The organism is Sphingomonas sp. R-74633 (assembly GCF_013416555.1).
In the GTDB taxonomy this organism is placed as follows: Bacteria; Pseudomonadota; Alphaproteobacteria; order Sphingomonadales; family Sphingomonadaceae; genus Sphingomonas.
Map to the genome: position 1 here is coordinate 1,213,288 of NZ_JACCFG010000001.1, position 24,607 is coordinate 1,237,894.

Below are 24,607 nucleotides of genomic sequence, written 5' to 3' on the forward strand. Positions count from 1 at the left end.
ATAAAGTTCCCCTAGGGGCAGAGCAGCGGGCAAATTGGAACATATGCACAGTCTCGAGACGATTCAGTCGCGTCGCGCCTTGTTGAAGGCGGCGCTGGTAATGGGTAGCGGCGCGGTGGTTTCCGCCTGCGCCTCGCGCACGATCACAACCGCAATGGCGCCGGCTCCGGTGCCGGTTCCGACTCCCGTGGCAGCGATCCCCAAGGCACCCGAACTGGCCGCGGCCCGTGTGCCCGGCGTGCCCCAGGGCGTCCGCCCCGACCTGTTCAAGAAGGCGCTGGCAGCGCTCAACCGCCACTCGATGCGCATCCCGTCGCACGACCGGATCGCGATCGCCGACTTCGCCACCTCGTCGAACAATCCGCGCTTCCATGTCGTCAATCTCGGCAGCGGCCAGGTCGAGCATTTCCTCGTCGCGCACGGCATCGGCTCGGACCCCGAGCATAGCGGCATGCTGCAGCGCTTCTCCAACGAAGTGAATTCGGAAGCGACCTGCGAAGGCGCGTTCCTGACCGCCGATTACTACATCGGCAAGCATGGCGACTCGCAGCGCCTGCTCGGGCTCGATCCGACCAACAACAACGCGCTCGACCGCGCGATCGTGGTCCATTCGGCCTGGTATGCGAATGCCGACATGATCGGCAAGCACGGCAAGCTCGGCCGCAGCCAGGGCTGTTTCGCGGTCGGCGAGACCGAGCTGGCCAAGCTGTTCGAACAGCTTGGGCCGGGCCGGATGATCTACTCCGCCAAGGTCTAGTTTTTCGGTAGCCCCGGCCCCGGCCCGGTCCCGCACGGGAAGGGCGGCGCCCAGCACGGATAGCCGAAGCTCAGCCTGGTCGCGTAGCGCGCGAGCGGCTTTTGCGGCCATGCACCCGGCAGCACGACATCTTCCTTGCCGCTGCCCTTGGGCCAGGTCGCCACGCTCGGCGGCGTGACGCCGTACCAGAGCGCATCGCCCTCGAACGGGCGCTTGAAGGCGATGGCCATCACGCGGTCGCCCATCCAGAGCTGGTGATAGTCGGCCGGGCTGCGCTGGGCGCCGTGCGCGTCCACGACCGCTGAACGAGCGAAATAGATATCCTGCCACGGGGCATTCGGCGCGGCGAAGGCGAGCGCCTTGGCGGGCTCCTGTGGCTCGGCGGGGCGCGGCACGATGCGGAAGCTCGCGAGCAGCACCAGCGCCACGACCACGGCCAGCCCGCGCAGGTCGCGCCACGTAAACAGCAGCCAGGTGAACAGCGCCGCCATCGGGAACAGCCATTTGAAATAATGCGCGTTGAAGAAGCGCCACATGCCGCTCGGCACCAGATCGACATAGGCGAGCATCATCAGCGTGTAGATCAGCGCGGAGAGCGCCATGCCGAGCGTCAGCCAGCGCGCCGGCCCGTTGAGGCGCCACACGCCGAGGATCAGGCCCGCCGCGCCGGTGAGCAGCCAGGGCAGCTCGCGGAGCAACCCGGTCTCGCCGGGGAACCAGGGCGCGGGATCGACCAGCAATATGCTCGCCTTCCAGCCGAGATCGGCGAAGGCGAAGCCATAGTCCCCCGACAGGATCGTATAGTCGGTGAGGCGCCAGCCATAGATTGCGAGATAGAGCGCCGCGTACGGCAGGAACGCCGCCCCTGCCCCGCCGATCGCCCTTGCGAGATCCAGCCAGCGCTTCTCGATCAGCACCGGACGCCACAGCGCGAAGCCGCCGATCACCGCGGCGATCACCACATCCGCCGGGCGGACCAGCGCGATCGCCATCAGCAGCGAGCCGAGCAGCCAGGGCCGGCGGCGCTCGCCGAACATCATGTCGGCCGCTTCGGCAAAGGCCAGCCAGATGAAGGCCGTGGACATCGTCGTCGTCCACGGCTCGAGCCAGAATTTCGAAATGCGCAGGTCGCCGATCGTCGCGGCGAGGAAGAGCAGGCCTGCAGCGAAGCTCCCCACGCCGAAGCGCGAACAGACTCGCCAGAAGCCCCAGAAGGCGGCGGCGTAACAGAGCAGGTTGATCGGTACGAAGGGCGTCGGCGCCCAGGCGAAGGGCGCGCCGGCGAGCGGATAGAGCAAGGGATACCAATGCTGGTCCGGGCTCAAATCGAAGCGCAGCAGAGCCCTGGCCGACTTCAGATACTGCATCTGGTCGTGCCAGCCGCGCCACCAGGGGCCTGCCGGTGCGAAGAACTTCAGGTTGATCTTGAAGATCGTATAGGCGGCGAACACCACCATCACGGCGCGCACCGGACGGTCGTCAAATTGGCGGCGGATCCAGGTGAGCATGGCGAGCGGGTAAAGCCTGACTGGGGTTGGCACAAGGCGAGCGGAACGACTAGGTAACGGGCCGTGATCGAAACATTCCGTAGCAAGACGGAGACAATGACCCAGTCCCACCCCTTTTATTCGATCCACCGCCAGGGGATGATCCGCGCGGGCGTGTGCACCCCGGTGACCACGGTGGGCGATCCGCGCGCCAATGCCGAACAGGCGATCGCGCTGGCGCGCGAGGGCGAGGGCCTGGGCGCGGATTTGCTCGTCTTCCCCGAGCTCAACGTCACCAGCTACGCGATCGACGACCTCCATCTGCAGGACACGATCTGCGACGCGACCGAAGCCGGGATCGCGGTGATCGTCGAAGCCAGTGCAGAGCTGAAGCCGGTGCTGCTCGTCGGCGCGGCGCTGCGGCGCTGCGGCCGGCTGTACAATTGCGCGGTGGTGATTGCGCGCGGGCGCATCCTGGGCGTGGTGCCGAAGAGCTACCTCCCCAACTACCGCGAATATTATGAGAAGCGCTGGTTCGCGCTCGGCGCCGGGCTCGCCGGGCTCGAGATCGAGGTCGCCGGGCAGACCGTCCCCTTCGGCACCGACCTGATCTTCGCGGCCGAGGAACTGCCCGACTTCGTCTTCCATGCCGAGATCTGCGAGGATTACTGGGCGCCTTTGCCCCCCTCGACCGAGGGCGCGCTCGCGGGTGCGCTGGTGCTGTGCAACCTCTCCGCCTCGAACGTCACGATCGGCAAGGCGCGCGAGCGCGAGATGCTGTGCGCGGCGCAATCGGCGCGGGCGGTGGCGGCCTATGTCTATTCGGCCTCGGGGCCGGGCGAGAGCACGACCGACCTGGCCTGGGACGGCCAGGGCATGATCCACGAGTTGGGCGAGCTGATCGCCACCACCGAGCGCTTCGATATCACCACCGAAGTGGTGTGCGCCGACATCGATCTCGAGCGGCTGCGGCTCGAGCGGATGCGGATGGGCACGTTCAACGACTGCGCCGCCGCCAATGGCGATCCCGAGACGCGCTTCCGCCGGGTGGTCTTCCAGCACCGCCCCGACTTCGCCGACAAGGGACTGCTGCGGAAGCTGCGCCGCTTCCCGTTCGTGCCCAATACGCCCTCCAAGCTCGAAGAGGATTGCTACGAGGCGTTCAACATTCAGGTGGAGGGGCTGCGCAAGCGGCTGGCCTCGACCGGATCAAAGCATCTCGTCATCGGCGTTTCGGGCGGGCTCGATTCCACCCATGCGCTGATCGTCGCGGCCAAGGCGATGGACCGGCTCGGGCGCCCGCGCACCGACATCCTCGGCTTCACCATGCCCGGCTTCGCGACCAGCGACGCGACCAAGGCCAATGCCTGGGCGCTGATGAACGCGCTGGGCGTGACCGGCGCGGAGATCGACATCCGCCCGACCGCGCGGACGATGCTCGAAGGGATCGGCCATCCGTTCGCCCAGGGCGAGCCGGTCTATGACGTGACCTTCGAGAACGTCCAGGCGGGGCTGCGCACCGATTACCTGTTCCGGCTGGCCAACCAGCGCCAGGGCTTCGTGCTCGGCACCGGCGACCTCTCGGAGCTGGCGCTCGGCTGGTGCACCTATGGCGTCGGCGACCATATGAGCCATTACGGCATCAATGCCGGCGTGCCCAAGACGCTGATCCAGTACCTGATCGGCTGGAGCGTGCAGACCGGCCAGTTCACGGGCGAGGCGACGCAGGTGCTGACCAGCATCCTCGACACCGAGATCTCGCCCGAGCTGGTCCCCGCGGATGCGGATGGAAAAATGCAGAGCACGCAGGACCGGATCGGGCCGTACGAGCTGCACGATTTCTTCCTCCACTATACGATCCGGCACGGGCTCAAACCCTCCAAGATCGCCTTCCTCGCCTGGCATGCGTGGAAGGATGCCAAGGCGGGGCAATGGCCGATCGGCTTCCCCGAGGATGGCCGCCATCAGTACGACCTGGCGGCGATCGCGAAGTGGCTCGAGGAATTCCTGTTCCGCTTCTTCCAGACCAGCCAGTTCAAGCGCTCGGCGCTGCCCAACGGCCCCAAGGTCTCGGCCGGCGGCGCGGTGAGCCCGCGCGGCGACTGGCGCGCGCCCTCCGATGGCGTGGCGCGGCCGTGGATCGACGCGCTCAAGGCCAGTCTCCCCTAAACGGTGCCATCCGCGCTCGACGCGTTGGAAGTTCGCGATAAGGTCTCGTCCGGGCAGCGGGGGATGAAAAATGGCGGCGATGCCGGGGCTTGAGCGTTTCGAGACGCGCTGGTTCCTGCCCGAATATCGCCCGATGCGCAGCGGCGACTGGGGAATCCGCACCGATGGCGGAGTGCTCGCGCAGGGCTATTGGAGCCCCGCGCGGCTGATGATGACGATGCCCGCGCTGCTGCGCGGCGACGATGTCTGGATGTCGCTCAGCCCGATGGAGATCGAGAGCCAGGAGATCGGGCTGGCGCTGTCGCACGGCCATGTCGTGATCATGGGCATGGGCATGGGCTGGGCAGCAATGGCCGCGGCGTTGCGCGACGAGGTGACGCGCGTCACCGTGGTCGAGCGCGACAGCGACGTGCTGGCGATCCACCGCGAGCTCGACCTGTTCGCCCAGCTGCCCGATGCGGCCCGCGCCAAGCTGCGCATCGTTCAGGCCGATGCGCTGGAATGGCAGGCGGACGTGCCCGTGGACTTGCTGATGCCCGACATCTGGCTGCCGATCGTGAGCGACGGGCGCGTGGAGGAAGTGCGGCGGATGCAGGCCAATGTGCAGGCCGCCGAAATCTATTTCTGGGGTCAGGAGCTCGAGATTGCCCGCCACGCCCGCGCCGCCGGGCGCGCGTTCGATGCAGACGGCATCGCCGCGACGATCCGCGCCTTCGACCTGCCGCTGATCGGCCCGGACTATCCCGGCTATCCGGAGATCGTCGCCACAGTAAGCCAGCGCTGGATGCGCGACCGCTGGCTGCCAAGCGCCTCGCTTATCTGAGTGGTAGCGTTACCAAGGCTTGACCTGTATACCCTTCCCGACAACGCTGACAAAAAGCGCGGGAGAGGGAATATGAAATTGCATCGCCATGCCCTTGCGGGTTCGTTGATTGCTCTCGGGATGGCGCTCGCCGCGACGCCCGCCACCGCCCAGCAGGCGCCTGCCGCCCCGTGGATGAACGCCAAGGCCTCTACCGACGAGCGCGTGCGGCTGGTCCTCGCGCAGATGACCGATGAGGAGAAGCTGACGCTCGTCTTCGGCTATTTCGGCACCGATTTCCCGCCCAGGAACGGCTACAAGGCGCCTGCCGAGGCGCGGCCGGGTTCGGCAGGCTATATCCCCGCGATCCCGCGACTCAGCATTCCCGCGCAGTGGCAGACCGATGCCGGCGTCGGCGTCGCCACCCAGGGCGGCGCGGCGCGGAAGCGCGGGCGGACCGCCCTGCCCTCGGGCCTCGCCACCACCGCGAGTTGGGATGTCAACCTCGCCCATGCCGGCGGCGCGATGATCGGCGCGGAGGCCCGGGCATCGGGCTTCAACGTGATGCTCGCCGGTGGCGTCAACCTGATGCGCGAGCCGCGCAACGGGCGGAATTTCGAATATGGCGGCGAGGATCCGCTGCTCGCCGGCACGATGGTCGGCGCGCAGATCGCAGGCATCCAGTCGAACCATATCGTCTCGACCGTGAAGCATTATGCCGTGAATGATCAAGAGACCGATCGCGACACCGGCAACTCGATCATCGATCCGGTAGCAGCTCGGATGAGCGACCTGCTCGCCTTCCAGATCGCGATCGAGAAGGGTGATCCCGGCTCGGTGATGTGCAGCTACAACCGGGTCAACGGCACCCATGCCTGCGAGAACCCCTGGCTGCTCACCGACGTGCTGCGCCGCGACTGGGGCTTCAAGGGCTTTGTGATGTCCGACTGGGGTGCGACCCACTCGACCGCACCGGCCGCGAATGCCGGGCTCGACCAGGATTCGGGCTTCCCGTTCGACAAGGAGCCCTATTTTGGCGCGCCGCTAAAGGCCGCGGTGGCTACGGGCGACGTCTCGAAAGCCCGGCTCGACGCGATGGCCGGAGCGATCCTGCACGGGATGTTCGCCAACGGCCTGTTCGACAAGCCGGTGACCGAGGCACCGATGGACCTCGCCCCCGCGATGCTCGCCGCGCACGCCAATGTGACGCGCAAGGATGCCGAGGGCGGCGCGGTGCTGCTGCAGAACAACGGCGCGATCCTGCCGCTGTCGCCTGCGGTGAAGAAGATCGTCGTGATCGGCGGCCATGCCGACAAGGGCGTGCTGGCGGGCAGCGGATCGTCGCTGGTCTATCCCGTGGTGCCGAACGGCGTGCCCGGGCTCAAGCCGACCGGCTGGCCGGGGCCGGTGATGTATTATGCCGATGCGCCGCTCGCCGCGATCAAACGCCAGGCGCCCAACGCCGAAGTGGTGTTCGCCGACGGCAAGGACACGGGAGGCGCTGCCAAGCTCGCCAAGGATGCCGATGTCGCGATCGTGTTCGGCACGCAATGGGCGGGCGAGAGCTTCGACGTCGAGCTCAGCCTTGACGACAATCAGGACAAGCTGATCGCCGCGGTGACCAAGGCCAATCCGAAAACGGTGGTGGTGCTCGAGACCGGCGGGCCGGTGCTGACGCCGTGGCGCGGTCAGGTCGCCGGCATCCTTGCCGCCTGGTATCCGGGCACGCAGGGCGGCAGCGCGATCGCCAACCTGCTGTTCGGCAAGGTGAACCCGTCTGGCCATCTGCCCGCGACCTTCCCGGCCAGCCTCGACCAGCTGCCCAAGCCCTCGACCCCGAACAAGGGTGACACGACCTACGGCGAAGGCGCGACGGTCGGCTACAAATGGTACGACGCCAAGGGGCTGACCCCGGCTTTCCCGTTCGGGCACGGCCTGAGCTATGCCGCGTTCCTCTATGACAAGCTGAGTGCGCAGGCCGCGGGCGGCACGATCACCACGAGCTTCACGATCCGGAACAACAGCCAGATCAAGGGCAAGGCCGTGCCGCAAATCTATGTGGCGGGTGCCGGCTGGGAAGCGCCCAAGCGGTTGGGGGCGTTCACCAAGGTGGCGCTGGTGCCGGGCGAAGCGAAGACGCTGACGCTGACCATCGATCCCCGGCTGCTGGCGACGTTCGATGGCGCGAGCAACAGCTGGAAGATCACCGGCGGCACCTATCAGGTTATGCTGGGCACCTCGGCAAAGGACATCGTCGCGACGGTACCGGTGACGCTCGAAGCGCGGACGATCGCGGTGGGGTGGCGGCCTTGAGCTAGTGCGGAAAGCTGATCCCCGGCGAAGACCGGGGCCCAGTTGCCACGTCGTCCGCGAGGATTCCGCAATTCTCCAAATGCGCCGATACTGGGCCCCGGCCTTCGCCGGGGATCAGTTCGGGGACTGAAAAGCAAGCCGCCGCCCTTCCCTGGCGCTTTCGCGCGCCATTTCGATGATGCGCAGCCCCATCACTGCTTCCTCGCCCGTCACCGGCGGCGGCGTGCCGTCGGCGATGGCGCGGGCGATGCCGGCGTAGAACAGGCGATAGTCGCCGGTCTCGGTCGGCACGATCTCGCTAGATCCGTCAGCGCGGGTGAGCGTGCCGTGGTAGCGCGCCTCCTCGTCTCCTACGCCCGGATCGTTATAGCGCGCGCCGTCCTTCACGCGTGGCTCCTGCGGATCGAGGCCGTGCTTGGCGAAGTCGGCCTTGGTGCCGTGCAGCCAGAAGCGCGGGCGCGGGGTGACGAACAGCCGGCCGGCGGAAATCGTGACGCGGCGCGCGCCGTAGAACAGGGTCAGCTCGAAATAATCGTCGGTGCGCCCATTCTCGCGCTGGACGGCGATGTCGGCGGAGAGCGCCTCGGGCGTGCCAAACAGCTGGAGCGCCTGGTCGATCAGATGCGGGCCGAGATCGGCGAGGATGCCGGCCCCGGCATCGGGATCTTCCTTCCATGCCTGGGCGAGGTCGGGGCGGAAACGGTCCCAGCGCAGCTCGGCGAGCATGACCTCGCCCAGCGTCCCCGCCTCCACCAGCTTGCGCACGGTCAGGAAATCGCCGTCCCAGCGGCGATTATGGAAGGCGCCGACCAGCAGGCCCTTCTCCTTCGCCAGCGCGACCAGCGCCTCGCCATCGGCGAGGTTGGTGGCGAAGGGCTTGTCGATCACGACATGCTTGCCCGACTCCAGCGCCCGACGCGCGAGCGGGGCGTGGGTGTCGTTTGGCGTGGAGATCACGACGAGCTGGATGCTCGGGTCCGCGAGTACGGCATCCGGCGTAGTGACGGTCACGTCCGGATAGCGCGCATGGACTACCTCGGCACGCGAGCTGGCTATGGCGGCGAGCTCGAGCTCGGGGACCGCGTCCACCAGCGGCGCATGGAAAGCCATGCCGCCCAGGCCATAGCCGATCACTCCCGTGCGGATCATGCGACGCTCCTTTTTTGCCGATTGCGCGCGTCCGCTCTATGCCAGTGCCATGGACTTTCCAATCGAAGCCGTGCGCGCCGAGTTCCTGGCGCTCCGCCCCGACCGCGTCTATTTCGACGCGCCCGGCGGCACCCAGATCTGCGAGGCTGCGGTGGCGCGGATGGTCGAGCACCTCCACGCCGGCACGGCCAATGCGGGCGGCGCGTTCATCACCTCGGTCGAGACCGATGCCGTGAGCGAGACCGCGCACCAGGCGATGGCGGATCTGCTCGGCGGCAAGCCCGACGAAATCGCCTTCGGGCAGAACATGACGTCGCTCACCTTCGCCGTCTCGCGCGCGCTGGCGCGGGAGTGGAGCGAGGGCGACGAGCTGATCTGCACCCGGCTCGACCATGACGCCAATGTCTCGCCCTGGCTCCACGCCGCGCGCGACAAGGGCATGACGGTGCGCTGGCTGGATTTCGATCCCGAGACCGGCCGCTGGAAGCTCGACGAGCTGGTCGGGCTGATCGGACCGCGCACCCGGCTGGTGGCGCTCGGCATGGCGAGCAATGCGCTCGGCACGATCAACCCGGTGGCCGAGGCCGTGAAGATCATCCGCGCCCATTCGGATGCGCTGATCTTCGTCGACGCGGTGCAATCGGTGCCGCACATCGCGACCGACGTGGTGGCGCTCGGCGCAGACTTCCTCGCCTGCTCGCCCTACAAGTTCTTCGGCCCGCACCAGGGCGTGCTCTGGGCGCGCGCCGAGACGGTCGAGCGCGTCGAGGCCTATCGCGTGCGCCCGGCGGGCAATCACGGCGCGCATCGCTTCGAGACGGGCACGCCGTCGTTCGAGGGGCAGGCGGCGGTGCTCGGCACGATCGAATATCTCGAATGGCTGGGCACGCAGCTCGATCCGATGGCCAATAGCCGCCGCGCGAAGCTAGTCGCGGCGATGCAGGGCTGCGTCCATTACGAGCAGGATCTGGGCGACCGGCTGCTGGCGGGTTTGGCGGGCATTCCGGGGCTCAGGCTCTGGGGGCCGTCGACGATGGAAGGCCGGGTGCCGACCTTCTCCTTCACGATCGAAGGCCACCACCCCGACGCGATCGCCGCGCATCTGGCGGAGCACGGTATCTTCGCCTGGTCGGGCAGCTTCTACGCGATCGAAGTGACCGCACGGCTGGGCGTCGATCCGACCGGCGGGCTGCTGCGCGTCGGGCTCTGCCACTATAACACCGCCGAGGAAGTTGACCGGCTTATCGCCGCGCTTGCCGAGCTCTGACCCCTAGATCGCGTATTTCGTCCGCTGCGGGCGGCCGAGCATCGCATTCGCCGCATCGTCGCCGATGAACTTCTCCGCGACGGGATCCCATTTCAGCCTCCGGCCGGTCTTCATCGCGATGTGATGGAGCAAGCAGGTCGAGCAGGCGCGGTGGCCGATCTCCGCAGGCGCGCTGACAACCGCGCCTTTCAGGATCGCGTCGAGCCAGTTCCGGTGCTGCTCGGGTGCCTTGTAGAGGTGGATCTCGTTGGGCCCGATCACGCTGTCGAGCAGCTTCGGGTCGCTCGCCGTCAGCGGAATATCGGCGGGCTTTGAGGGATCGGAGGACGAGACCGAACCGGTGCGCTGGACGAACACCCAACCCTTGTCGCCGATGAACTTCACCCCGTTGGGCAGCGCGCCCGAGATCGTCATCGTCACGCCATTGGCATAGCGCGCATGCGTCTCGAACGGGCCGTGGACGTTCCACAGGCCGCTCCTGGGAAACTCAGCGCTGCCCCAGATCTCGACCGGCCCGGAATGCTCCATGTCCATGCCCCAATGGGCGATGTCGACATGATGCGCGCCCCAGCCGGTGATCATGCCCGCGCCGAACTGTTCGATGCGCAGCCAGCCGGGGCGATCCTCGAAGCTGTTCTGTGGATGTACGCCGATCTCGGTGTATGGGATCTCGGGCGTCGTCCCCAGCCATGCATCATAGTTGAGGTTGGGCGGGATGGGCATCGGCGGCGCCTCTGGCCCCGAGGGGTCGCCGGGCAGACCGATCTCGACATGCTTGAGCTTGCCGATCCGACCGTTGCGAACCAGCTCGCAGGCGCGGTGGAATTGCGGCCAGGGGTCCTGCCCGCGCTGCTGCGAGCCGATCTGAAGGATCTTACCCGATTTCTTCACTTCGTCGGCCATGCGCCGGCCCTCGGCGATGGTCAGCGAAGCGGGCTTCTGGAGATAGACATGCTTGCCCGCCTGCACTGCGCGCACCGCGAGCGGCGCGTGCTGGTGATCGGGGGTCGAGACCAGCACCGCATCGATATCCTTGGCGGCGAGCAGCTCATGATAATCGGTATAGCCGCGCGTGCCGGCGTAGTTCTTGCCGGTGCTGGCGGCATAGCGGTCATCGACCAATTGCATGCCGGCGCCGAGCCGCTTGGTATCGACATCGCACACCGCGACGATCTGCGCGTCCGCGTGCTTGTGGATTTCCTTCATGTCGTGGACGCGGCTGATCCGGCCGACGCCGATCGCGCCGATCGTCACGCGATTGGAAGGCGCGTTCTGGCCGAACACGCTGGAAGGCACGATCATCGGCGCCGCGATGGCACCCAAGGTCTGGCGTCTGGAAAGCCGCATGGCCCCTCTCCTCCTCGTTCAGGCCGTGATCGGCCGCGTGGCGTTCTTCTGTGCGGTGAGCACCAGCTCGGCGGCGAGCAGCGCCTGGTCCTGGTCCTGCGCGACGCTACTGCGCTCGACGACATCGGCGATGAATTGCGGGCCGAAGGGCAGATGGACCTTGGAACAGTCCATGTAGCGCACGCCCTGCTTGTCGCAGATCAGCAGGTGGTTGCCGCCCGGTCGCCCGGCGATGTCAACATATTTGCGCAGCTCGATGTAACCCTCGGTGCCGAGGATGAAGAGTCGGCCGTCGCCCCAGGTCGGCAACCCGTCGGGGGTGAACCAGTCGACACGGACATAGCCAGTGCCGCCGTCACCGGTGAGCATCATGTCACCGAAATCCTCGAAGTCCGGCTTGCCCGGCCAGTTGCGGTTGCCGGTCTGCGCGGCGACGACATGCGCGGTCTTCGAGCCGGTGTAGAACAGGAACTGGTCGGCCTGGTGGCTGCCGATATCGGTGAGGATGCCGCCATAGCGCGCCTTGTCCCAGAACCAGTCCGGGCGGCCGGTGCCGACGCGGTGGGGGGCGATGTTGATCGTTTGGATGACCTTGCCGATCTGCCCCTGCCGGACGAGTTCGCCGGCCTGGACCGCGGCGCGCACCTCGAGCCGCTCGGAATACATGATCGCGAACTTGCGCTTCGTCTCGGCGATCGTGCGGCGGACCTCGGCGAGTTGGTCGAGGCTGGTGATCGCAGGCTTGTCGCCGAGATAGTCCTTGCCCGCGCGCATCGCCCGGATGCCGAGCGGGGCGCGGAGGTCGGGGATCGGCGCGCCGATGATCAGCTTGATCGACTTGTCGCCAAGGATCTCGTCCTCGCTGCGCGCGAGCTTGATCGCATTGCCGTAGCGCTTGCGGAACGTGTCGACCTGCTTCGGATCGGCTGCATAGAATGCCTTGAGCACGCCGCCGCCGCGGAGCATCGCGTCGGTCATCGAATAGATGTGCGCATGATCGAGGCCGATCACGCCGAAATCGGCCTTGTGGGTTACGCCCGGCTCGGGGCCGACGGGCGCGGCATTCTCTGATGGCGCGTTGCCCGAGCTCTGCGACTGGGCGAATACTTCGGGCGGCAACATCGCGGCGAGGCCGGCAATGCCGAGGATCGAACGGCGGTCCATAACGCGCTCTCCTGTTACTTTGCCGGCGTCGCGGCGGTCTTCCAGTTGATCACGTGATAGGTCGCCGGCGTGTCACCGACATTGCGCAGCGCATGCGGCGAATTGGAAGCGTTGAAGATCACCGAGCCGGGGCCGAGCCGCTCCCATTTGCCGGCCGAGAGCGTCTCGACCGTGCCGCGATCGATGATCACCAGTTCCTCATTGGGATGCTGGTGCGGCGGGTGCGAAGCGAGGCCCGGATTGAGCGTGGTGATGTGCATCTCCAGCTCGGAAAGCGTCGCGGTGGGCTGGCGGACGAGGTTGCGGAGTTCGCCGACATCGGTTTTCTGGACGGCGAGCTTGTTCCAGTCCCACACCGCCGGACCGAGCACGGCCTGCTGCTGGGCAAGCGCGCTCGCACCCCAACCGCAGACTATCGCGACCGCGGCGATGCCGAAATCCCTTTGCGTGATCCGCATCATCCCTCTCCTTTTCGGAGAGGCTACACCAATTGTACGAGTTTTGAAGCGCTATTTCTCAAAGATCGCCGCAGCCCCGCCATTGGCGGCGAGATCAAGCGTGAGCGTCTCGCCATCTGCCACGCGCTTCTCGGTGAGGACCGGCGCATCCGGCTTGTCGCCATCGCTCCACAGCCGCATCGCCGCACCCTTCTTGTCGAGGAAATCGAGCGGCACGGTGACCTTGCGCGCGGTCTCGCTGTTCATCGCGCCGAGGAACCAGCGGCTGCCCTTGCGGCGGGCGAGGACGATATACTCACCCGTCTCGCCGGCCAGATAGCGGGTCTCGTCCCAGGCCGAGGGCACTGCCTTGATGAAGTCGAAGCCGGCCGGGCTGGCGGCATAGGTATCCGGGCTGTCCGAAACCGCGGCGAGCGGCGAGAGGAAGACGACATACATCGCCAGCCCGTGCGCCCGGCTGGTCTGGACGAAGGGCAGGTCTCCGCGGACGCGGAAGGCCTCGGGGGTCGTGTTGCGGAAGCCGCCCGGCGTATAGTCCATCGGCCCGATCAGCCCGCGGGTGAAGGCGAGCATGACATTGTGGCGGGAGGTCACCCGCTTGCTCCACTTGTTATACTCGGCGCCCATCACCCCTTCCTGCGTCATGAAATTGGGCCAGGTGCGGTTGAGCCCGCGCGGCGGATAGGCGCCGTGGAAATCGACCATGATATGGTGGCGCGCGGCGGCACCGAGCAACCGGGTGTACCAGTTGACCATCCACTGGTCGTCGCGGTCCATGAAATCGACCTTGATGCCGGCAATGCCGAGCTTCTCATATTCGGCGAGCGCGTCTTCCTGCTGCTCGTCCAATGCCTGCCAATGCATCCACAGCCACAGGCGGACCTTCTTCGACTTCGCGTACTCAACAACTTCCTGGAGATTGAGCGAGTCGGTCCATTTGGTGATGTCGACGCCCGGGCGGCGCACCCCGCCCCCGCCGGCGCCGGCATACCAGCCCTCATCGATCATCGTATAAGGCAGGCCATTGGCGGCGGCGAAGTCGATCAGCGCCTTGGCGACGGCCGTGGTGCTGCGCTGGCCGGGGAGCGCGGCGATCACCGGGCCGCTCCACCAGTCCCAGCTGGTCAGGCCGGGCTTGATCCAGCTCGTGTCCTCGATCCGGCTCGGGCTGGAGAGATTGGCGATCAGCGTGCTCTCGTTGAGCTTGCCGAGCTGATCGGCGAGCATCACCACGCGCCAGGGCGTGACGATCGGGCTGCCGATGCGCGTGTGGACGGCGATGCGATAGTCATCGAGCGAGGGCGAGAGCTTGACCTGAAGCCCGGGTCCGCCGTCACCACGCCCGGTGAGGTACATGCCGGCAAAGTCGAGCAGGTCGGCCTCGGCGATCGCGAAGGCGGCCTTGCCGGTCTCGCAGGCGAAGGGGACGTCGAACAGATTATGGTCGCGCAGATGCGGCACGTCGACAGGATCGAACTCGCCCTCATGGCTCGAGCCGAACTTGCCGACATTGAAGCCCCAGCATTTGTAGCTCGGCGGGAAATAGAAGCCGGTGCGATCGTAGCGGACGATCGCGGCGGCAGTGGCCGGCTGGACGGGGATCACGGTGCGGAAGGCGACGCCGTCGTCATAGGCGCGCAGGACGATGTCGAGCTTGCGCTTCGCCCCGCCCTTCTCCTGGAAATGGACGGTGAGCTGGTTGTAATGATCGCGCCCTTCGGAGGCGATACCGGCGACAATCGGGTAGCGCGCGTCGGCGGTGGCGCTCTCCGAGCCGGTGATCGCCAGGCCATAGCCGAGCGTATCGACGTCGAGATCGAGCAGGATCGGCGACGGCGCGATCACGATATTGCCGGCACGCGAGATAGCATAGACCGGCGTGCCCGATCCGCTGAGCTGCATCGAGATGCGGTTGCTGCCATCGGGCGAAACGGCGGTCAGCACCTGCTGCGCGGAAGCGGGCGCCGCGGCGAGCAGCGCAAGCGCGGCCAGGACCAGCCTCACGCCTTGTGCGCCTTCAGGATCGGAAGCAGCAGCTTCTCCATCGCGGCATAGCCCGCTTCGGTGGGGTGGACGCCGTCAAAGGCGAGGCCCGGTTTCATCGCACCCTTCGCGTCGGCCAGTGCGGGGGTATAATCGATCCAGGTCGCGCCGGCGCCGCGGGCATAACCGGCCAGCCAGGCATTGATCGCGCGGATCGGCTTGACCGTCTCGAGGCCCGGCCGCCACGGGAAATCGCCGGCCGGCGGCACGGAGGCGAGCAGCACCTGGATACCGTTGGCGCGCGCCAGCTCGGTCATCATGCGAAGATTGTCGCAGCTTTGCTCGAGTGTGATCTTGCCGGTGTTGCCGGCGATATCATTGGTGCCGGCCATGATGTGGACGAGGCGCGGGCGGAGCGCGATCACGTCGGCCATCATCCGCAATACCATCTGCGGCGTAGTCTGGCCGCCGATCCCGCGGCAGAGCCGGCCGGAGGTGAAGAAGGCGGGATGCTTGCTCTGCCAGCCCTCGGTGATCGAATCGCCCATGAAGACGATATCGACCTTGCGGCGCGCGGCGATCAGCTTGCGGTTGTCGTCGGCATAGCGACCGAGCCAGGGCCAGTCTTCCTTGAGCTGGCGCTGGTGCTGGTCCTCCCAGCTTTCCTGCGTCCGCGCGACGCTGGAAGCGACGGGGAGGAACAGCACGCCCCCAAGAAACCCACGGCGGACGATCGGCATCACGGCTCTCCGGTATCGAACGGTCGCCGCTACCCTAGCCTTCGAAGAAAAGCCCGCAAGTTCTCGGAGAGCCGGCCGTTTAGTGGGGCGATCCGGCATTGTGCGCGAATGACCGGATACTGTTGAGAGCGTACCGCGCACCAGTTCGTTTCCCTGCCGCCGGATGGGTGAAAACCGGGGGTCCGGCGGCAGGTGAACGACTTTCCCTTATCAGTGGACCGAGGCCATCTCGCCTTCTGCGCGAACCACCGGCGCACGGCCGGCCGCGATCGCGAACACGCACAGCGCGACATAGCAGGCCGCCGGCAGGATCAGCGCGAAGGCATAGCCATGCGCGCCCGAGAGCACACCGACGAGCAGCGGCAGCACCGCGCCGCCGACGATGGCGGTGCAGAGCAGGCCCGAAGTCGATTCCTCGCTCGCGGTGGAACGCTCGAGCGTCAGCGTGAAGATCACCGGGAACATGATCGAGTTGAACAGGCCGATCGCCAGCGCGACGAAGCCGGCGGTGACACCGCCCACCACGAAGACATAGACGCACATCGCCGCGGCAATCGCGGTGAACAGCGCGAGCAGCTTGTGCGCCTTGATCTGGGTGAGCAGGCCCGAGCCGATCAACCGGCCGACCATCGCACCGCCCCAGTAAAAGGCGACGGCCTTGCCGGCTTCCTGCAGCGAGACCCCCGGAACACCGTCGCTACCCATCAGGTAACCGAGCAGCGGCACGTTGAACGCGGCGTCGCTATGGCCCCAGATCGCATTCGAATTGAGGAACAGCGCCATCTGCGTGCCGATCGACACCTCGGCGCCGACATAGAGGAAGATCGCCAGGCCGCCGAGCAGTGCCCATTTGGACGAGAAGGCCGAGAGCAGGCCTGCGCTCGAGGCCGGTGCCGGCGCGGCTTCGGTGACGACGCGGCGGCTCAGATAGAAGAAAACCGCGAGCGCCGCGATGAGGCCGCAGATCCAGAAATAGGCCGAATCGATGCCATGCAGCGCATCGGCGCGGATTTCCGGGGTGATCACCGTGCCGGCCTTCACCTCGACGCCCTTGAGGAACAGATGCGCGCCGAGCAGCGGCCCGAGGAAGGTGCCGACCGAGTTGAAGGTCTGGCTGAGCACCAGGCGGAAATGGCTGCCCTTGGGATCGCCCAGCGCCGCGGCGAGCGGGTTCGCCGCCACCTGCAGGATGGTGATGCCGCTCGCCAGCACGAACAGGCCGAGCAGCACGAGCCAGTAATTGGCGACGTTCGCCGCGGCGAGCATGATCAGGCAGCCGGCGATCATCGTGCACAGGGCCGCAATGATCGAAGGCACGGCCTTCAGCTTGCTGACGAGCGCGGCAGCGGGCAGCGAGACGACGAAATAGGCGAAGAAGAAGGCGAAGGCGCTGGCCTGGGCCTGCACGTCGGTGAGCGTGAAGATGCCCTTCACCGCGGCGACCAGCGGGTCGACCAGCGAGGTGATGAAGCCCCATGCGAAGAACAATGTGGTGACGGCGGCGAATGCCAGCGTCGTCTGCGTAGAGCGTGCGGATGCCAAAATATCTCTCCCTGCCGGTTTTCGCCCGTCCCCGGTTCCGGCAGGCGTTTGACTGCAGCGTGGTCCGACAACGTTGCCACTGTCAAGGCGCTGCAAGCATGGGTGTAAATTCCGCGCTCGCCAGCGGCAACTGCTTTGGCATAATAGCAATCTGCGATTCAGGTCGTCCGATGCAGGGCGGCCGCGAAGGAGATTTGCGAGTGACGAAGGTGTTTTCGGGACGGATGGCCCGCCGGGCCGCGTGGAGCGCGGTGCTAGCCGGGATCGCGGCGCCGGTCGTCGCGCAGCAGGTGGCGCCCGCGCCGCAGAGCACGCCGGCCCCGCAACAGGTCGTGCCGGTGCCGCCGTTCGTGCCCAACCCGCCGGTCGTGCTGCCGGTACTGACCCCGGCCCAGGCCGCCGAGCTCGCGCCGATCCTCACCGAGGCCGGTTTCGCCCAGGGCCTGCGCCGCGTCGGCGATCCCACGCCGAGCTTCAAGGATAACGACACGCTGGTCCGCGCCGCGCTCGACTATGCCAAGGCCGTGCATTCGGGCCGTCTCGCCGAGTCCGACTTCGACCCGAACTGGGGCCTGCGCCCCACCGGCTATGATCCCCTGCCCGCCTTTGCCGAGGCAGTGAAGCAGAACCGCGTCGGCGCCTGGCTGCGCCAGCTGCCGCCGCCCTGGGCCGGGTACGATACGCTCCAGGCCGGCCTGGCGACCTATCGCAAGATCGTGGCGAACGGCGGCTGGGATAAGCTGGCGGCCGGCCCTGACCTCGCCGTCGGCGCAAGCGGCGCGCGGGTCGCGGCGCTGCGCAAGCGGCTCGCGGTGGAAGACAGCCAGGTGGCTGCCACCGGCGACAAGTTCGATGCCGATCTGAAGGACGCCGTGGTCCGCGCCCAGCGCCGCTACGGGCTCAACCCCACGGGTGTGGTCTCGTCGGGCACGCTTGCCGCGTTGAACGTGCCGGCGCAGGACCGGGTCGGCCAGATCATGGCCAACATGGAGCGCTGGCGCTGGCTCCCGAGCGAGATGCCGGCCAAGCGGATTCAGGTGAACATCGCCGCCGCCGTGCTCACCGTGTTCGAGGGTGATTCCCCGATCGCGTCGATGAAGGCCGTCACCGGCCGTCCCGGCAACGAGACGCCGATGCTCCAGTCCAAGATCCACTCGATCGTGCTCAACCCGCCGTGGAACGTGCCGACCGGCATTGCGCAGAAGGAGCTGTGGCCGAAGGGCGAGGCGGCGCTGAAGGCGCAGGGCTACAAGATCATCGGCACCGGCGCGAACCGCCGCCTGCAGCAGCAGCCCGGGCCGAAGAGCGCGCTTGGTCGCTACAAGTTCGACTTCCCGAACAACTATGCCGTGTACCTGCACGACACGCCGTCGCAGTCGACCTTTTCGAGCTTCAGCCGCCTGGCCTCGCATGGCTGCGTCCGCCTGGAGAAGCCCGGCCCGCTTGCGCAGCTGCTGCTGCGCAATGATCCTAACTGGCAGCCCGAGCAGATCAACGCCGCGCTCGCCAAGGGCGATACACTGCGCGTGAGCCTGCAGGAGCAGGACCAGGTCTCGGTCTATCTGCTCTACTGGACCGCCTTCGCCAACGCGAACGGCACGATGAACTTCCGCGGCGATCCCTATGGCTGGGACAAGGACCTTGCGGCAAAGATCGAGAAACGCTCCGCGATTACCGCGGCGGCCGTTTCCGCACGTTGAGAAAAAGGGGAAATAGAATGAAGATCCGCACCATCGCGCTGGTCGGCGCCGCCGGCCTGGCGCTCGCCGCCTGCTCGGGCAACAAGTCTGAGGACACGACCGCGAACGAGACGATCGTCGCCAATATCGGCGCCCCGGACAATTTCGCCAATGTCACGATCGATGAGCCGGTCGCCCCGGTGACGACCAACACCACCGCCGCAACCCCGCCGCCGGTCGCCGAACTCGCACCCGACGAGCAGACCCAGGACGACGCCGACGCGACGGGCATGACCGCCAAGGTCAACCGCAACACCAGCGAGCAGCCGGCGCAGTAAGCTACGAGCGGGCGGGTCTACGGGCCCGCCCCTCCCTTCTCAATCCTGGGTCCGGATGCAGAGCGCCACCGCGCCGCCGGCCAGCGTGCCGCCCGCCAGGATCAGCAGCCAGACCATGTACCCCGTCTTCTCCGGCGCCAGCGCGAGCGCCAGCAGCGGCGCGACCATCGCCGGCAGTGTGTTGGTGAGGTTGAGGATGCCTAGGTCGCGGCCGCGATGCGCGGGATTGGGCAGCAGCTGCATCGCCATCGCCGAATGAATGGCGAGGAACACGCTGAGCCCCGACATCGCCATCGCGTGCCCGATCGCTGCCACGCCCCAGCTCTTCGCAAACGCCATCGTCGAAAGCCCTGCCGCCATCCCTACCGCGCCGGCGGCAAGGAACGGTTTGCGGCGCAGGATGCGGTCGGAAAGCTTGCCGGCCAGCAGGGTGAGCATCACCGCGACGATCGTCGATCCGGTCATCGTCGCGACGATCGGGCTGGCCTCGACGCTGGTCTTGCTGATGTCCTCGCGGTCGAGCACCGCCAGGAAATAGAAGAAGCCATAAGTGGCGAGGCCATTGCCCGCGACCTGGAACAAGATGCGCGAGGTCCAGGCGAGGACGAAGTCGAAGCGGCGAAGCTCGCGCTGTGGCGCGGGCGGCGGTGGCGGCAGCGCGGCGCCTTCGCGGGCGAGCAGCAGGAAGGGCGCGGTCATCGCGACGAAGAGCAGGCAGAGCAGAATGTAGCGCACGGTGTCGCCGCCGAGCCCCGGCAGCGTGATCAGCACCGCAGACATCGCCCCGATCGGGTGCGCGATGCCGGTCAGCGCGGCGACCATGCCCTTTTGCGCATCGGGGATCTCGTCGGCCATCACCGCGGCGATCGGCGCGAACATCATGTTGATGCCGATCTGGATGCAGGTGACGGCGATGAGCAGGCTCACCGGATCGGCGGCAACGCGCAGCAGGCCATAAGACCCGCAGAGCACGCCCAGCCCGACGGTGATCCACGGACGCCGCGTGCCGCGAAGCCGCCGCGTGCGATCGCTCAGCGCACCGAAGATGACATTGGCGACGCTCGCCACTGCCGCGCCGCCGAGCGCGCCGGCGCTGAGCAGCTGCACGGCATGCCCCCCACCCGCCATCGCGGCCTTCAACGGTAGCAGCACCATGACGAACGGCATGAAGCTGACGAACATGCCCGAATAGGCCAGCGCGTAGAGAAGGATGAAGCCGCGGCCGGGAGAAGCGAAACGCATGGACGGCGGACCATCGTTCCCGGCGGGGACCAAGTCAACGCCGCGGCGGCGCAGTCGAGTCACGAACGACGAAGTCGAAGGGCAGCAGATAGCGACCGTTCCCGGCTTCGTCGCGCGCCTTGGTCTGGATCAGCAGCTCGGCGGCCTTGGCGGTCATCGCGGCGATCGGCTGGCGGATCGCGGTGAGCGCCGGCACGCTCATCCGCACCGTCGGCGTATCGTCGAAGCTGACCACCGAGATGTCGCCGGGCACAGCGAGGCCAAGCTGGCCGGCAGCGTGGAGCACGCCCAGCGCCATCTCGTCGCTGCTCGCCAGGATCGCGGTGGGCGGCACGGGCAACCCCGCCAGCGTCTGGAGCGCGGTCACGCCCGCCTCATAGGTGAAGTCGCCGGGCTGGAGATATTCGGGCGACACCTTGTGCCCGCGCGCCTCGATCGCGCTGGTGAAGCCGTGGAGGCGATCCGGGCTCATCGCATAGTCGGGGTGGCCCTGGACATAGGCTATACGGGTGTGGCCGAGGTCGAGCAGATGCTCGGTCGCCCGCCGCGCTGCCGCCTCGTCGTCCATATAGACCGCAAAGCCCTCGCCCTCGCGGTGCGAGCCGAGCCGCGCGAAGATCAGCCCGGCCTGGTGGAGCAGGTTGGTGATCCGGTCGTCCTCGCTGTGCGGCGGGGTCAGGATCACGCCGTCCGGATGCAGCGCCGAGAGCGCGGCGCGGACCTGCGCCTCGAGCTGGTCCGAATGCGAATCGACCAGCTCGAACAGCATCCGATAGCCATGCTCGGCGCATTTGAGCATGCCGCCGAACAGCATCTGATCGACCCAGTCATTGCCGCGCCGCGACTGCCAGCCCTCGACCGTCGGGCGCTCGTCGTTGAAGGCGAGGACGAGATAGGAACGCGACCCGCCCAGCCGACGCGCGGCAAGGCTGGGAACATAACCAAGCTTGTCGATCGCGTCCTGGACGCGGGCCTGCACGCCGGGGGTGACGTTCGGCCCCTTGTTGATGACGCGGCTCACCGTCTGCAGCGAGACTCCCGCCTCCGCCGCCACATCCTTGATCGTGATCGCGCGCTTACGCAGCTGCATTGGCGGGCCGCGCGAGATCGACCTTGTCGGCGCGGCAATGCGCATCGATGAACTGCTGGTGGGTCGGCAGCTGCTGGACCATCGCCGCAAGCTGATCGCGCGCCTTGTCCATTCCGGCCCAGAGCGCGACCTCGTCGATCCGGTCGACCAGCGGGTGATAGCCGCGCGGACGCACGCCCATGCCGTCGAACACCGAGAACCAGCTGACCGAGCGGAACAGCTCGTCGAGCCCTTCGCGCAGCGATCCGTTGCTGCGGAACAGCTCGACCCGCTCCTTCAGGCTGTCCGGCCATTCCATGTCGCGCACCTTGCGCCAGAACGGCGTGTCGTCGCGTGCGCTCAGGCAATAATGGAGCACGATGAAGTCGCGGATCTCGGTATAGTCCGCCACCATGCGGCGGTTATACTCGTCCGCCAGCGCCGGATCGCAGTGGCGATCGGGCAGGAAGCGGAAAAAGAAGTCCATGCCGCGATAGACCAGGTGGATCGCGGTCGATTCGAGCGGCTCGATAAAGCCCGAGGCAAGGCCGAGCGACAGCACATTCTTGTGCCAGATCTGCTCGCGCACGCCGGTCTTGAACGGCACCACCATCGGGCCGGCGACCACTTCCCCTTCGACCTTGTCGAGCAGGATGCGCGTCGCTTCCTCGTCGCTCATGAACTCGGAGGAGAAGACATGGCCGTTGCCGGTGCGGTGCTGGAGCGGGATGCGCCAGCGCCAGCCGGCATCCTGCGCCTCGGCAAGCGTATAGGGCGATGGCGGGCCGACATTCTCGGTCTGCGCGGCGATGGCACGGTCGCAGAAGAGGTAGTTGGACCAGTCGGTATATTTAGTGCCGAGCGTCTTCTCGATCAGCAGCGCGCGGAAGCCCGAGCAATCGATGAAGAAATCGGCTTCGACGGTGCGCCCGTCCTTGAGTGTCAGCGCCGAGACGAAACCGCGATCGTCGAGCGACACATCGGTGACCATGCCCTCGGTGCGCTTCACCCCCCGCGCTTCGGCATGGCCGCGGAGGAACTGGGCGACGCGCTTGGCATCGACATGGAGCGCATAGGATGCGCCGGCGATCGGGGTCTTCTGCGCCTTGAACGGCAGCATGAAGCGCCCCTCGCGCGCCATCACGCTGGCGGGTGCGAAATCCTGGAGCGGGAAGTCGTGGCCGGAGAGCGTCGCCTTGCGCCAGCACTGGTAGAATTCGCTGAGCTCGACCCGCTGGCCGATATCGCCGAACGGATGGAAATAGCGCTCGCCCTTCTTGTGCCAGTCCTTGAACTCGATGCCGAGCTTGAAGCTCGCCTTGACCTGGCGGACAAAATCCTGCTCGTTGATGTCGAGCTTGGCGATCAGTTCGAGGAACGGCGGGATCGTGCTCTCGCCTACGCCAATCGTGCCGATATCGTCGCTCTCGACGAGCTCGATCTCGAAGAGCTTGCCCTTCATGTGATGCGCCATCACCGCGGCGGCGATCCAGCCGGCGGTACCGCCGCCGACAATGCAGACCTTACGCAGCGCGTCGGGGTTGTTCATGCGGATGTCCTTACGGGCTCGGCAGCGGCGCCATCGACCGTCGCGAGAAATTCGGAATGGGTGGGCGTGTCCTGGACCGCGCGGGCGACCGCTGCACGCATCTGCTCCAGCCCCTGGGCAAGCTCGGCGGGGTCGACCGCGGCAAGCGCAGGATCGATCCGATCGGGCAAATGCTCGAACCCGCCATAGATGGCGAGCCAGGATGCAGGCGAGAACATCTCCCAGCGATAGCGCAGGAATGCGCCGCGCGCGCGCCAAAGGTCGAGCTTGGCGTTCAGGCTGTCGGGCAAGCGCATGTCACGACACGCCTGCCAGAATGGCCCTTCGCGCGTGCTGAGATGATAATGAAGGATGATGAAGTCGCGGACGCGCTCCATCTCCTCGGCCGACTGCGTGTTATATTCGGCGACCACTGCGGGATCGAAGCTCTTGTCGGGAAAGAGCTGCTTCAACCGCTCGATGCCCGTCTCGATCAGCGCGATGCTGGTCGATTCCAGCGGCTCGAGAAAGCCCGAGGCCAGGCCGAGCGACACGCAATTCTTCGCCCAGGCGACCGCGCGACGGCCCGGCGTGAAGCGCAGCTTCCGCGGCTCCATTGTCGTCTTGCCCGCGACGTTGGCGAGCAGTTCGGCGCGCGCGTCGTCGTCGCTCTGAAAGTTGCTCGAGAAGACGATGCCATTGCCTTCGCGGGTGCGCAGCGGGATGCGCCATTGCCAGCCGGCGCTGCGCGCGGTGACCGTGGTGCAGCTTGGCGGCTCCCCTACCCGCTCGCTCTGCACCGCAAAGGCGCCATCGCAGAGCAGCCAGTGCGACCAGTCCTGATAGCCGACGCCCAGCGCCTCGCCGATCAACAGGCCGCGAAAGCCCGAGCAGTCGATGAACAGGTCGCCCTCGATGCGTTCGCCGCTGTCGAGCGTCACGCCCTCGATAAAGCCGCTCTCGCCGTTCAGCGCGACATCGGTGATCCGCGCATCGATCCGCTGCACGCCGATCCGCTCGGCAAAGCCGCGCATGTGCGCGGCGAACAGCGACGCGTCGAAATGGAGTGCCCAGTCGAACACCGAGAGCTGGCTCGGCGGATTGGGCATCGGCACGCTGGCATGGCCTTCGCGCGCCAGCATCGCGCCGAGCGAATATTCCTCGAGCGGCGCGGCCTGTCCGGCGGCACGGGCCTTCAGCCAATAATGGTGGAAATCGACGCCGCGCAGGTCCTGCCCGAAACGGCCAAAGGGATGGACGAAGCTCGCCCCCGGCTTCCAGTCGACGAAGCGGATGCCGAGCTTGGCGGTCGCCTCGCAGGCGCGCATCACTTCGGCATCGGTCATGCCGAGGCTGGCATAGAAACGGCGAATGGTCGGGATCGTCGCCTCGCCGACGCCGATCGTCCCGATTTCGGAGCTTTCGATCAGGGTGATCCGGGTGCCCGTTCCCGCCAGATAGGCGCCGAGCGCCGCCGCCGCCATCCAGCCCGCGGTGCCCCCGCCGACGATGACGACACGCTCGATCGCGCCGCTGGCCATACCCCCGTCTTTCATTACGTCATCTGATCGTC

At 66.9% G+C, this 24,607-nt stretch carries 19 protein-coding genes; 7 read left to right on the top strand and 12 right to left on the bottom strand.

Annotated elements, in window-relative coordinates; genetic code table 11:
* Window positions 1–43: 43 nt before the first annotated feature.
* Complete coding sequence (locus HZY97_RS05860; RefSeq protein WP_180141464.1) at window positions 44–757, top strand: murein L,D-transpeptidase catalytic domain family protein; 714 nt, start codon at window positions 44–46, stop codon at window positions 755–757.
* Here the strand turns inward: HZY97_RS05860 and HZY97_RS05865 are convergent.
* Window positions 754–2,265, bottom strand: a complete 1,512-nt coding sequence (locus HZY97_RS05865) for a hypothetical protein (protein ID WP_180141466.1) — start codon at window positions 2,263–2,265, stop codon at window positions 754–756. The genes HZY97_RS05860 and HZY97_RS05865 overlap by 4 nt on opposite strands.
* A gap of 96 nt (window positions 2,266–2,361) precedes the next feature.
* Here HZY97_RS05865 and HZY97_RS05870 point away from each other — a divergent pair, with 96 nt between their 5' ends.
* The 3 genes from HZY97_RS05870 (at window position 2,362) to HZY97_RS05880 (ending at window position 7,528) form a co-directional block, all read left to right on the top strand.
* Window positions 2,362–4,413 carry an NAD(+) synthase gene (locus tag HZY97_RS05870; RefSeq protein WP_180141467.1) on the top strand — a complete coding sequence of 684 codons (2,052 nt, stop codon included), beginning with the start codon at window positions 2,362–2,364 and terminating at the stop codon, window positions 4,411–4,413.
* A gap of 70 nt (window positions 4,414–4,483) precedes the next feature.
* Entirely contained in the window at window positions 4,484–5,236 is a 753-nt protein-coding gene (locus HZY97_RS05875) for a hypothetical protein (protein WP_180141469.1), read from the top strand.
* Between the two features lie 72 nt (window positions 5,237–5,308).
* On the top strand, window positions 5,309–7,528 hold the full coding sequence (locus HZY97_RS05880; protein WP_180141471.1) for a beta-glucosidase: 2,220 nt from the start codon (window positions 5,309–5,311) through the stop codon (window positions 7,526–7,528).
* A gap of 114 nt (window positions 7,529–7,642) precedes the next feature.
* On the opposite strand, the gene HZY97_RS05885 is transcribed toward HZY97_RS05880, so the two are convergent.
* Window positions 7,643–8,677, bottom strand: a complete 1,035-nt coding sequence (locus tag HZY97_RS05885; protein ID WP_180141473.1) for an oxidoreductase — start codon at window positions 8,675–8,677, stop codon at window positions 7,643–7,645.
* A gap of 49 nt (window positions 8,678–8,726) precedes the next feature.
* Between HZY97_RS05885 and HZY97_RS05890 the strand changes: the two genes are divergently transcribed.
* Window positions 8,727–9,944, top strand: a complete 1,218-nt coding sequence (locus HZY97_RS05890) for a cysteine desulfurase-like protein (RefSeq protein WP_180141475.1) — start codon at window positions 8,727–8,729, stop codon at window positions 9,942–9,944.
* Between the two features lie 3 nt (window positions 9,945–9,947).
* On the opposite strand, the gene HZY97_RS05895 is transcribed toward HZY97_RS05890, so the two are convergent.
* The 6 genes from HZY97_RS05895 to HZY97_RS05920 form a co-directional block, all read right to left on the bottom strand.
* Window positions 9,948–11,291, bottom strand: coding sequence for a Gfo/Idh/MocA family protein (locus tag HZY97_RS05895; protein ID WP_180141477.1), 1,344 nt, complete (start codon window positions 11,289–11,291; stop codon window positions 9,948–9,950).
* Window positions 11,292–11,309: 18 nt separating this feature from the next.
* On the bottom strand, window positions 11,310–12,455 hold the full coding sequence (locus tag HZY97_RS05900; RefSeq protein WP_180141479.1) for a Gfo/Idh/MocA family protein: 1,146 nt from the start codon (window positions 12,453–12,455) through the stop codon (window positions 11,310–11,312).
* A 14-nt stretch (window positions 12,456–12,469) separates the two neighbouring features.
* A complete protein-coding gene (locus HZY97_RS05905; protein WP_257214883.1) occupies window positions 12,470–12,913 on the bottom strand; it encodes a cupin domain-containing protein in 444 nt (147 codons plus the stop codon).
* A gap of 51 nt (window positions 12,914–12,964) precedes the next feature.
* Window positions 12,965–14,917, bottom strand: coding sequence for a glycoside hydrolase family 97 protein (locus HZY97_RS05910; RefSeq protein ID WP_180141483.1), 1,953 nt, complete (start codon window positions 14,915–14,917; stop codon window positions 12,965–12,967).
* A complete protein-coding gene (locus tag HZY97_RS05915) occupies window positions 14,914–15,636 on the bottom strand; it encodes a GDSL-type esterase/lipase family protein (protein WP_180141485.1) in 723 nt (240 codons plus the stop codon). Before HZY97_RS05915 ends, HZY97_RS05910 begins: the two co-directional genes overlap by 4 nt.
* Window positions 15,637–15,846: 210 nt before the next feature.
* Window positions 15,847–17,178, bottom strand: coding sequence for an MFS transporter (locus HZY97_RS05920; protein ID WP_180141487.1), 1,332 nt, complete (start codon window positions 17,176–17,178; stop codon window positions 15,847–15,849).
* Window positions 17,179–17,402: 224 nt separating this feature from the next.
* Between HZY97_RS05920 and HZY97_RS05925 the strand changes: the two genes are divergently transcribed.
* Both HZY97_RS05925 and HZY97_RS05930 read left to right on the top strand, forming a co-directional pair.
* Window positions 17,403–18,878 (top strand): murein L,D-transpeptidase, encoded by a 1,476-nt coding sequence (locus tag HZY97_RS05925; RefSeq protein WP_180141698.1) that lies wholly within the window; start codon window positions 17,403–17,405, stop codon window positions 18,876–18,878.
* Between the two features lie 17 nt (window positions 18,879–18,895).
* Entirely contained in the window at window positions 18,896–19,195 is a 300-nt protein-coding gene (locus tag HZY97_RS05930) for a hypothetical protein (protein ID WP_180141489.1), read from the top strand.
* A gap of 39 nt (window positions 19,196–19,234) precedes the next feature.
* On the opposite strand, the gene HZY97_RS05935 is transcribed toward HZY97_RS05930, so the two are convergent.
* From HZY97_RS05935 to HZY97_RS05950, 4 genes are read right to left on the bottom strand one after another with little or no spacing between them, the layout of a single operon-like run.
* Window positions 19,235–20,437 carry an MFS transporter gene (locus tag HZY97_RS05935; RefSeq protein WP_180141491.1) on the bottom strand — a complete coding sequence of 401 codons (1,203 nt, stop codon included), beginning with the start codon at window positions 20,435–20,437 and terminating at the stop codon, window positions 19,235–19,237.
* A 34-nt stretch (window positions 20,438–20,471) separates the two neighbouring features.
* Window positions 20,472–21,527: a LacI family DNA-binding transcriptional regulator gene (locus HZY97_RS05940; RefSeq protein WP_180141493.1), complete on the bottom strand. Its 1,056-nt coding sequence runs from the start codon at window positions 21,525–21,527 to the stop codon at window positions 20,472–20,474.
* Window positions 21,514–23,055 (bottom strand): tryptophan halogenase family protein, encoded by a 1,542-nt coding sequence (locus HZY97_RS05945; protein ID WP_218942866.1) that lies wholly within the window; start codon window positions 23,053–23,055, stop codon window positions 21,514–21,516. Before HZY97_RS05945 ends, HZY97_RS05940 begins: the two co-directional genes overlap by 14 nt.
* Complete coding sequence (locus tag HZY97_RS05950) at window positions 23,052–24,590, bottom strand: tryptophan halogenase family protein (RefSeq protein ID WP_257214884.1); 1,539 nt, start codon at window positions 24,588–24,590, stop codon at window positions 23,052–23,054. The genes HZY97_RS05945 and HZY97_RS05950 overlap by 4 nt, the downstream gene beginning before the upstream one ends.
* Window positions 24,591–24,607 lie beyond the last annotated feature (17 nt).

Bases quoted from the DNA above. Each gene is read 5' to 3' on its own strand.
- HZY97_RS05890 (WP_180141475.1), top strand. From the start codon at position 8,727: ATGGACTTTCCAATCGAAGCCGTGCGCGCCGAGTTCCTGGCGCTCCGC.
- HZY97_RS05885 (WP_180141473.1), bottom strand. From the start codon at position 8,677: ATGATCCGCACGGGAGTGATCGGCTATGGCCTGGGCGGCATGGCTTTC.
- HZY97_RS05900 (WP_180141479.1), bottom strand. From the start codon at position 12,455: ATGGACCGCCGTTCGATCCTCGGCATTGCCGGCCTCGCCGCGATGTTG.
- HZY97_RS05875 (WP_180141469.1), top strand. From the start codon at position 4,484: ATGGCGGCGATGCCGGGGCTTGAGCGTTTCGAGACGCGCTGGTTCCTG.
- HZY97_RS05930 (WP_180141489.1), top strand. From the start codon at position 18,896: ATGAAGATCCGCACCATCGCGCTGGTCGGCGCCGCCGGCCTGGCGCTC.
- HZY97_RS05945 (WP_218942866.1), bottom strand. From the start codon at position 23,055: ATGAACAACCCCGACGCGCTGCGTAAGGTCTGCATTGTCGGCGGCGGT.
- HZY97_RS05895 (WP_180141477.1), bottom strand. From the start codon at position 11,291: ATGCGGCTTTCCAGACGCCAGACCTTGGGTGCCATCGCGGCGCCGATG.
- HZY97_RS05915 (WP_180141485.1), bottom strand. From the start codon at position 15,636: ATGCCGATCGTCCGCCGTGGGTTTCTTGGGGGCGTGCTGTTCCTCCCC.
- HZY97_RS05940 (WP_180141493.1), bottom strand. From the start codon at position 21,527: ATGCAGCTGCGTAAGCGCGCGATCACGATCAAGGATGTGGCGGCGGAG.
- HZY97_RS05950 (WP_257214884.1), bottom strand. From the start codon at position 24,590: ATGAAAGACGGGGGTATGGCCAGCGGCGCGATCGAGCGTGTCGTCATC.
- HZY97_RS05925 (WP_180141698.1), top strand. From the start codon at position 17,403: ATGGCCCGCCGGGCCGCGTGGAGCGCGGTGCTAGCCGGGATCGCGGCG.
- HZY97_RS05935 (WP_180141491.1), bottom strand. From the start codon at position 20,437: ATGCGTTTCGCTTCTCCCGGCCGCGGCTTCATCCTTCTCTACGCGCTG.
- HZY97_RS05865 (WP_180141466.1), bottom strand. From the start codon at position 2,265: ATGCTCACCTGGATCCGCCGCCAATTTGACGACCGTCCGGTGCGCGCC.
- HZY97_RS05860 (WP_180141464.1), top strand. From the start codon at position 44: ATGCACAGTCTCGAGACGATTCAGTCGCGTCGCGCCTTGTTGAAGGCG.
- HZY97_RS05905 (WP_257214883.1), bottom strand. From the start codon at position 12,913: ATGCGGATCACGCAAAGGGATTTCGGCATCGCCGCGGTCGCGATAGTC.
- HZY97_RS05880 (WP_180141471.1), top strand. From the start codon at position 5,309: ATGAAATTGCATCGCCATGCCCTTGCGGGTTCGTTGATTGCTCTCGGG.
- HZY97_RS05870 (WP_180141467.1), top strand. From the start codon at position 2,362: ATGACCCAGTCCCACCCCTTTTATTCGATCCACCGCCAGGGGATGATC.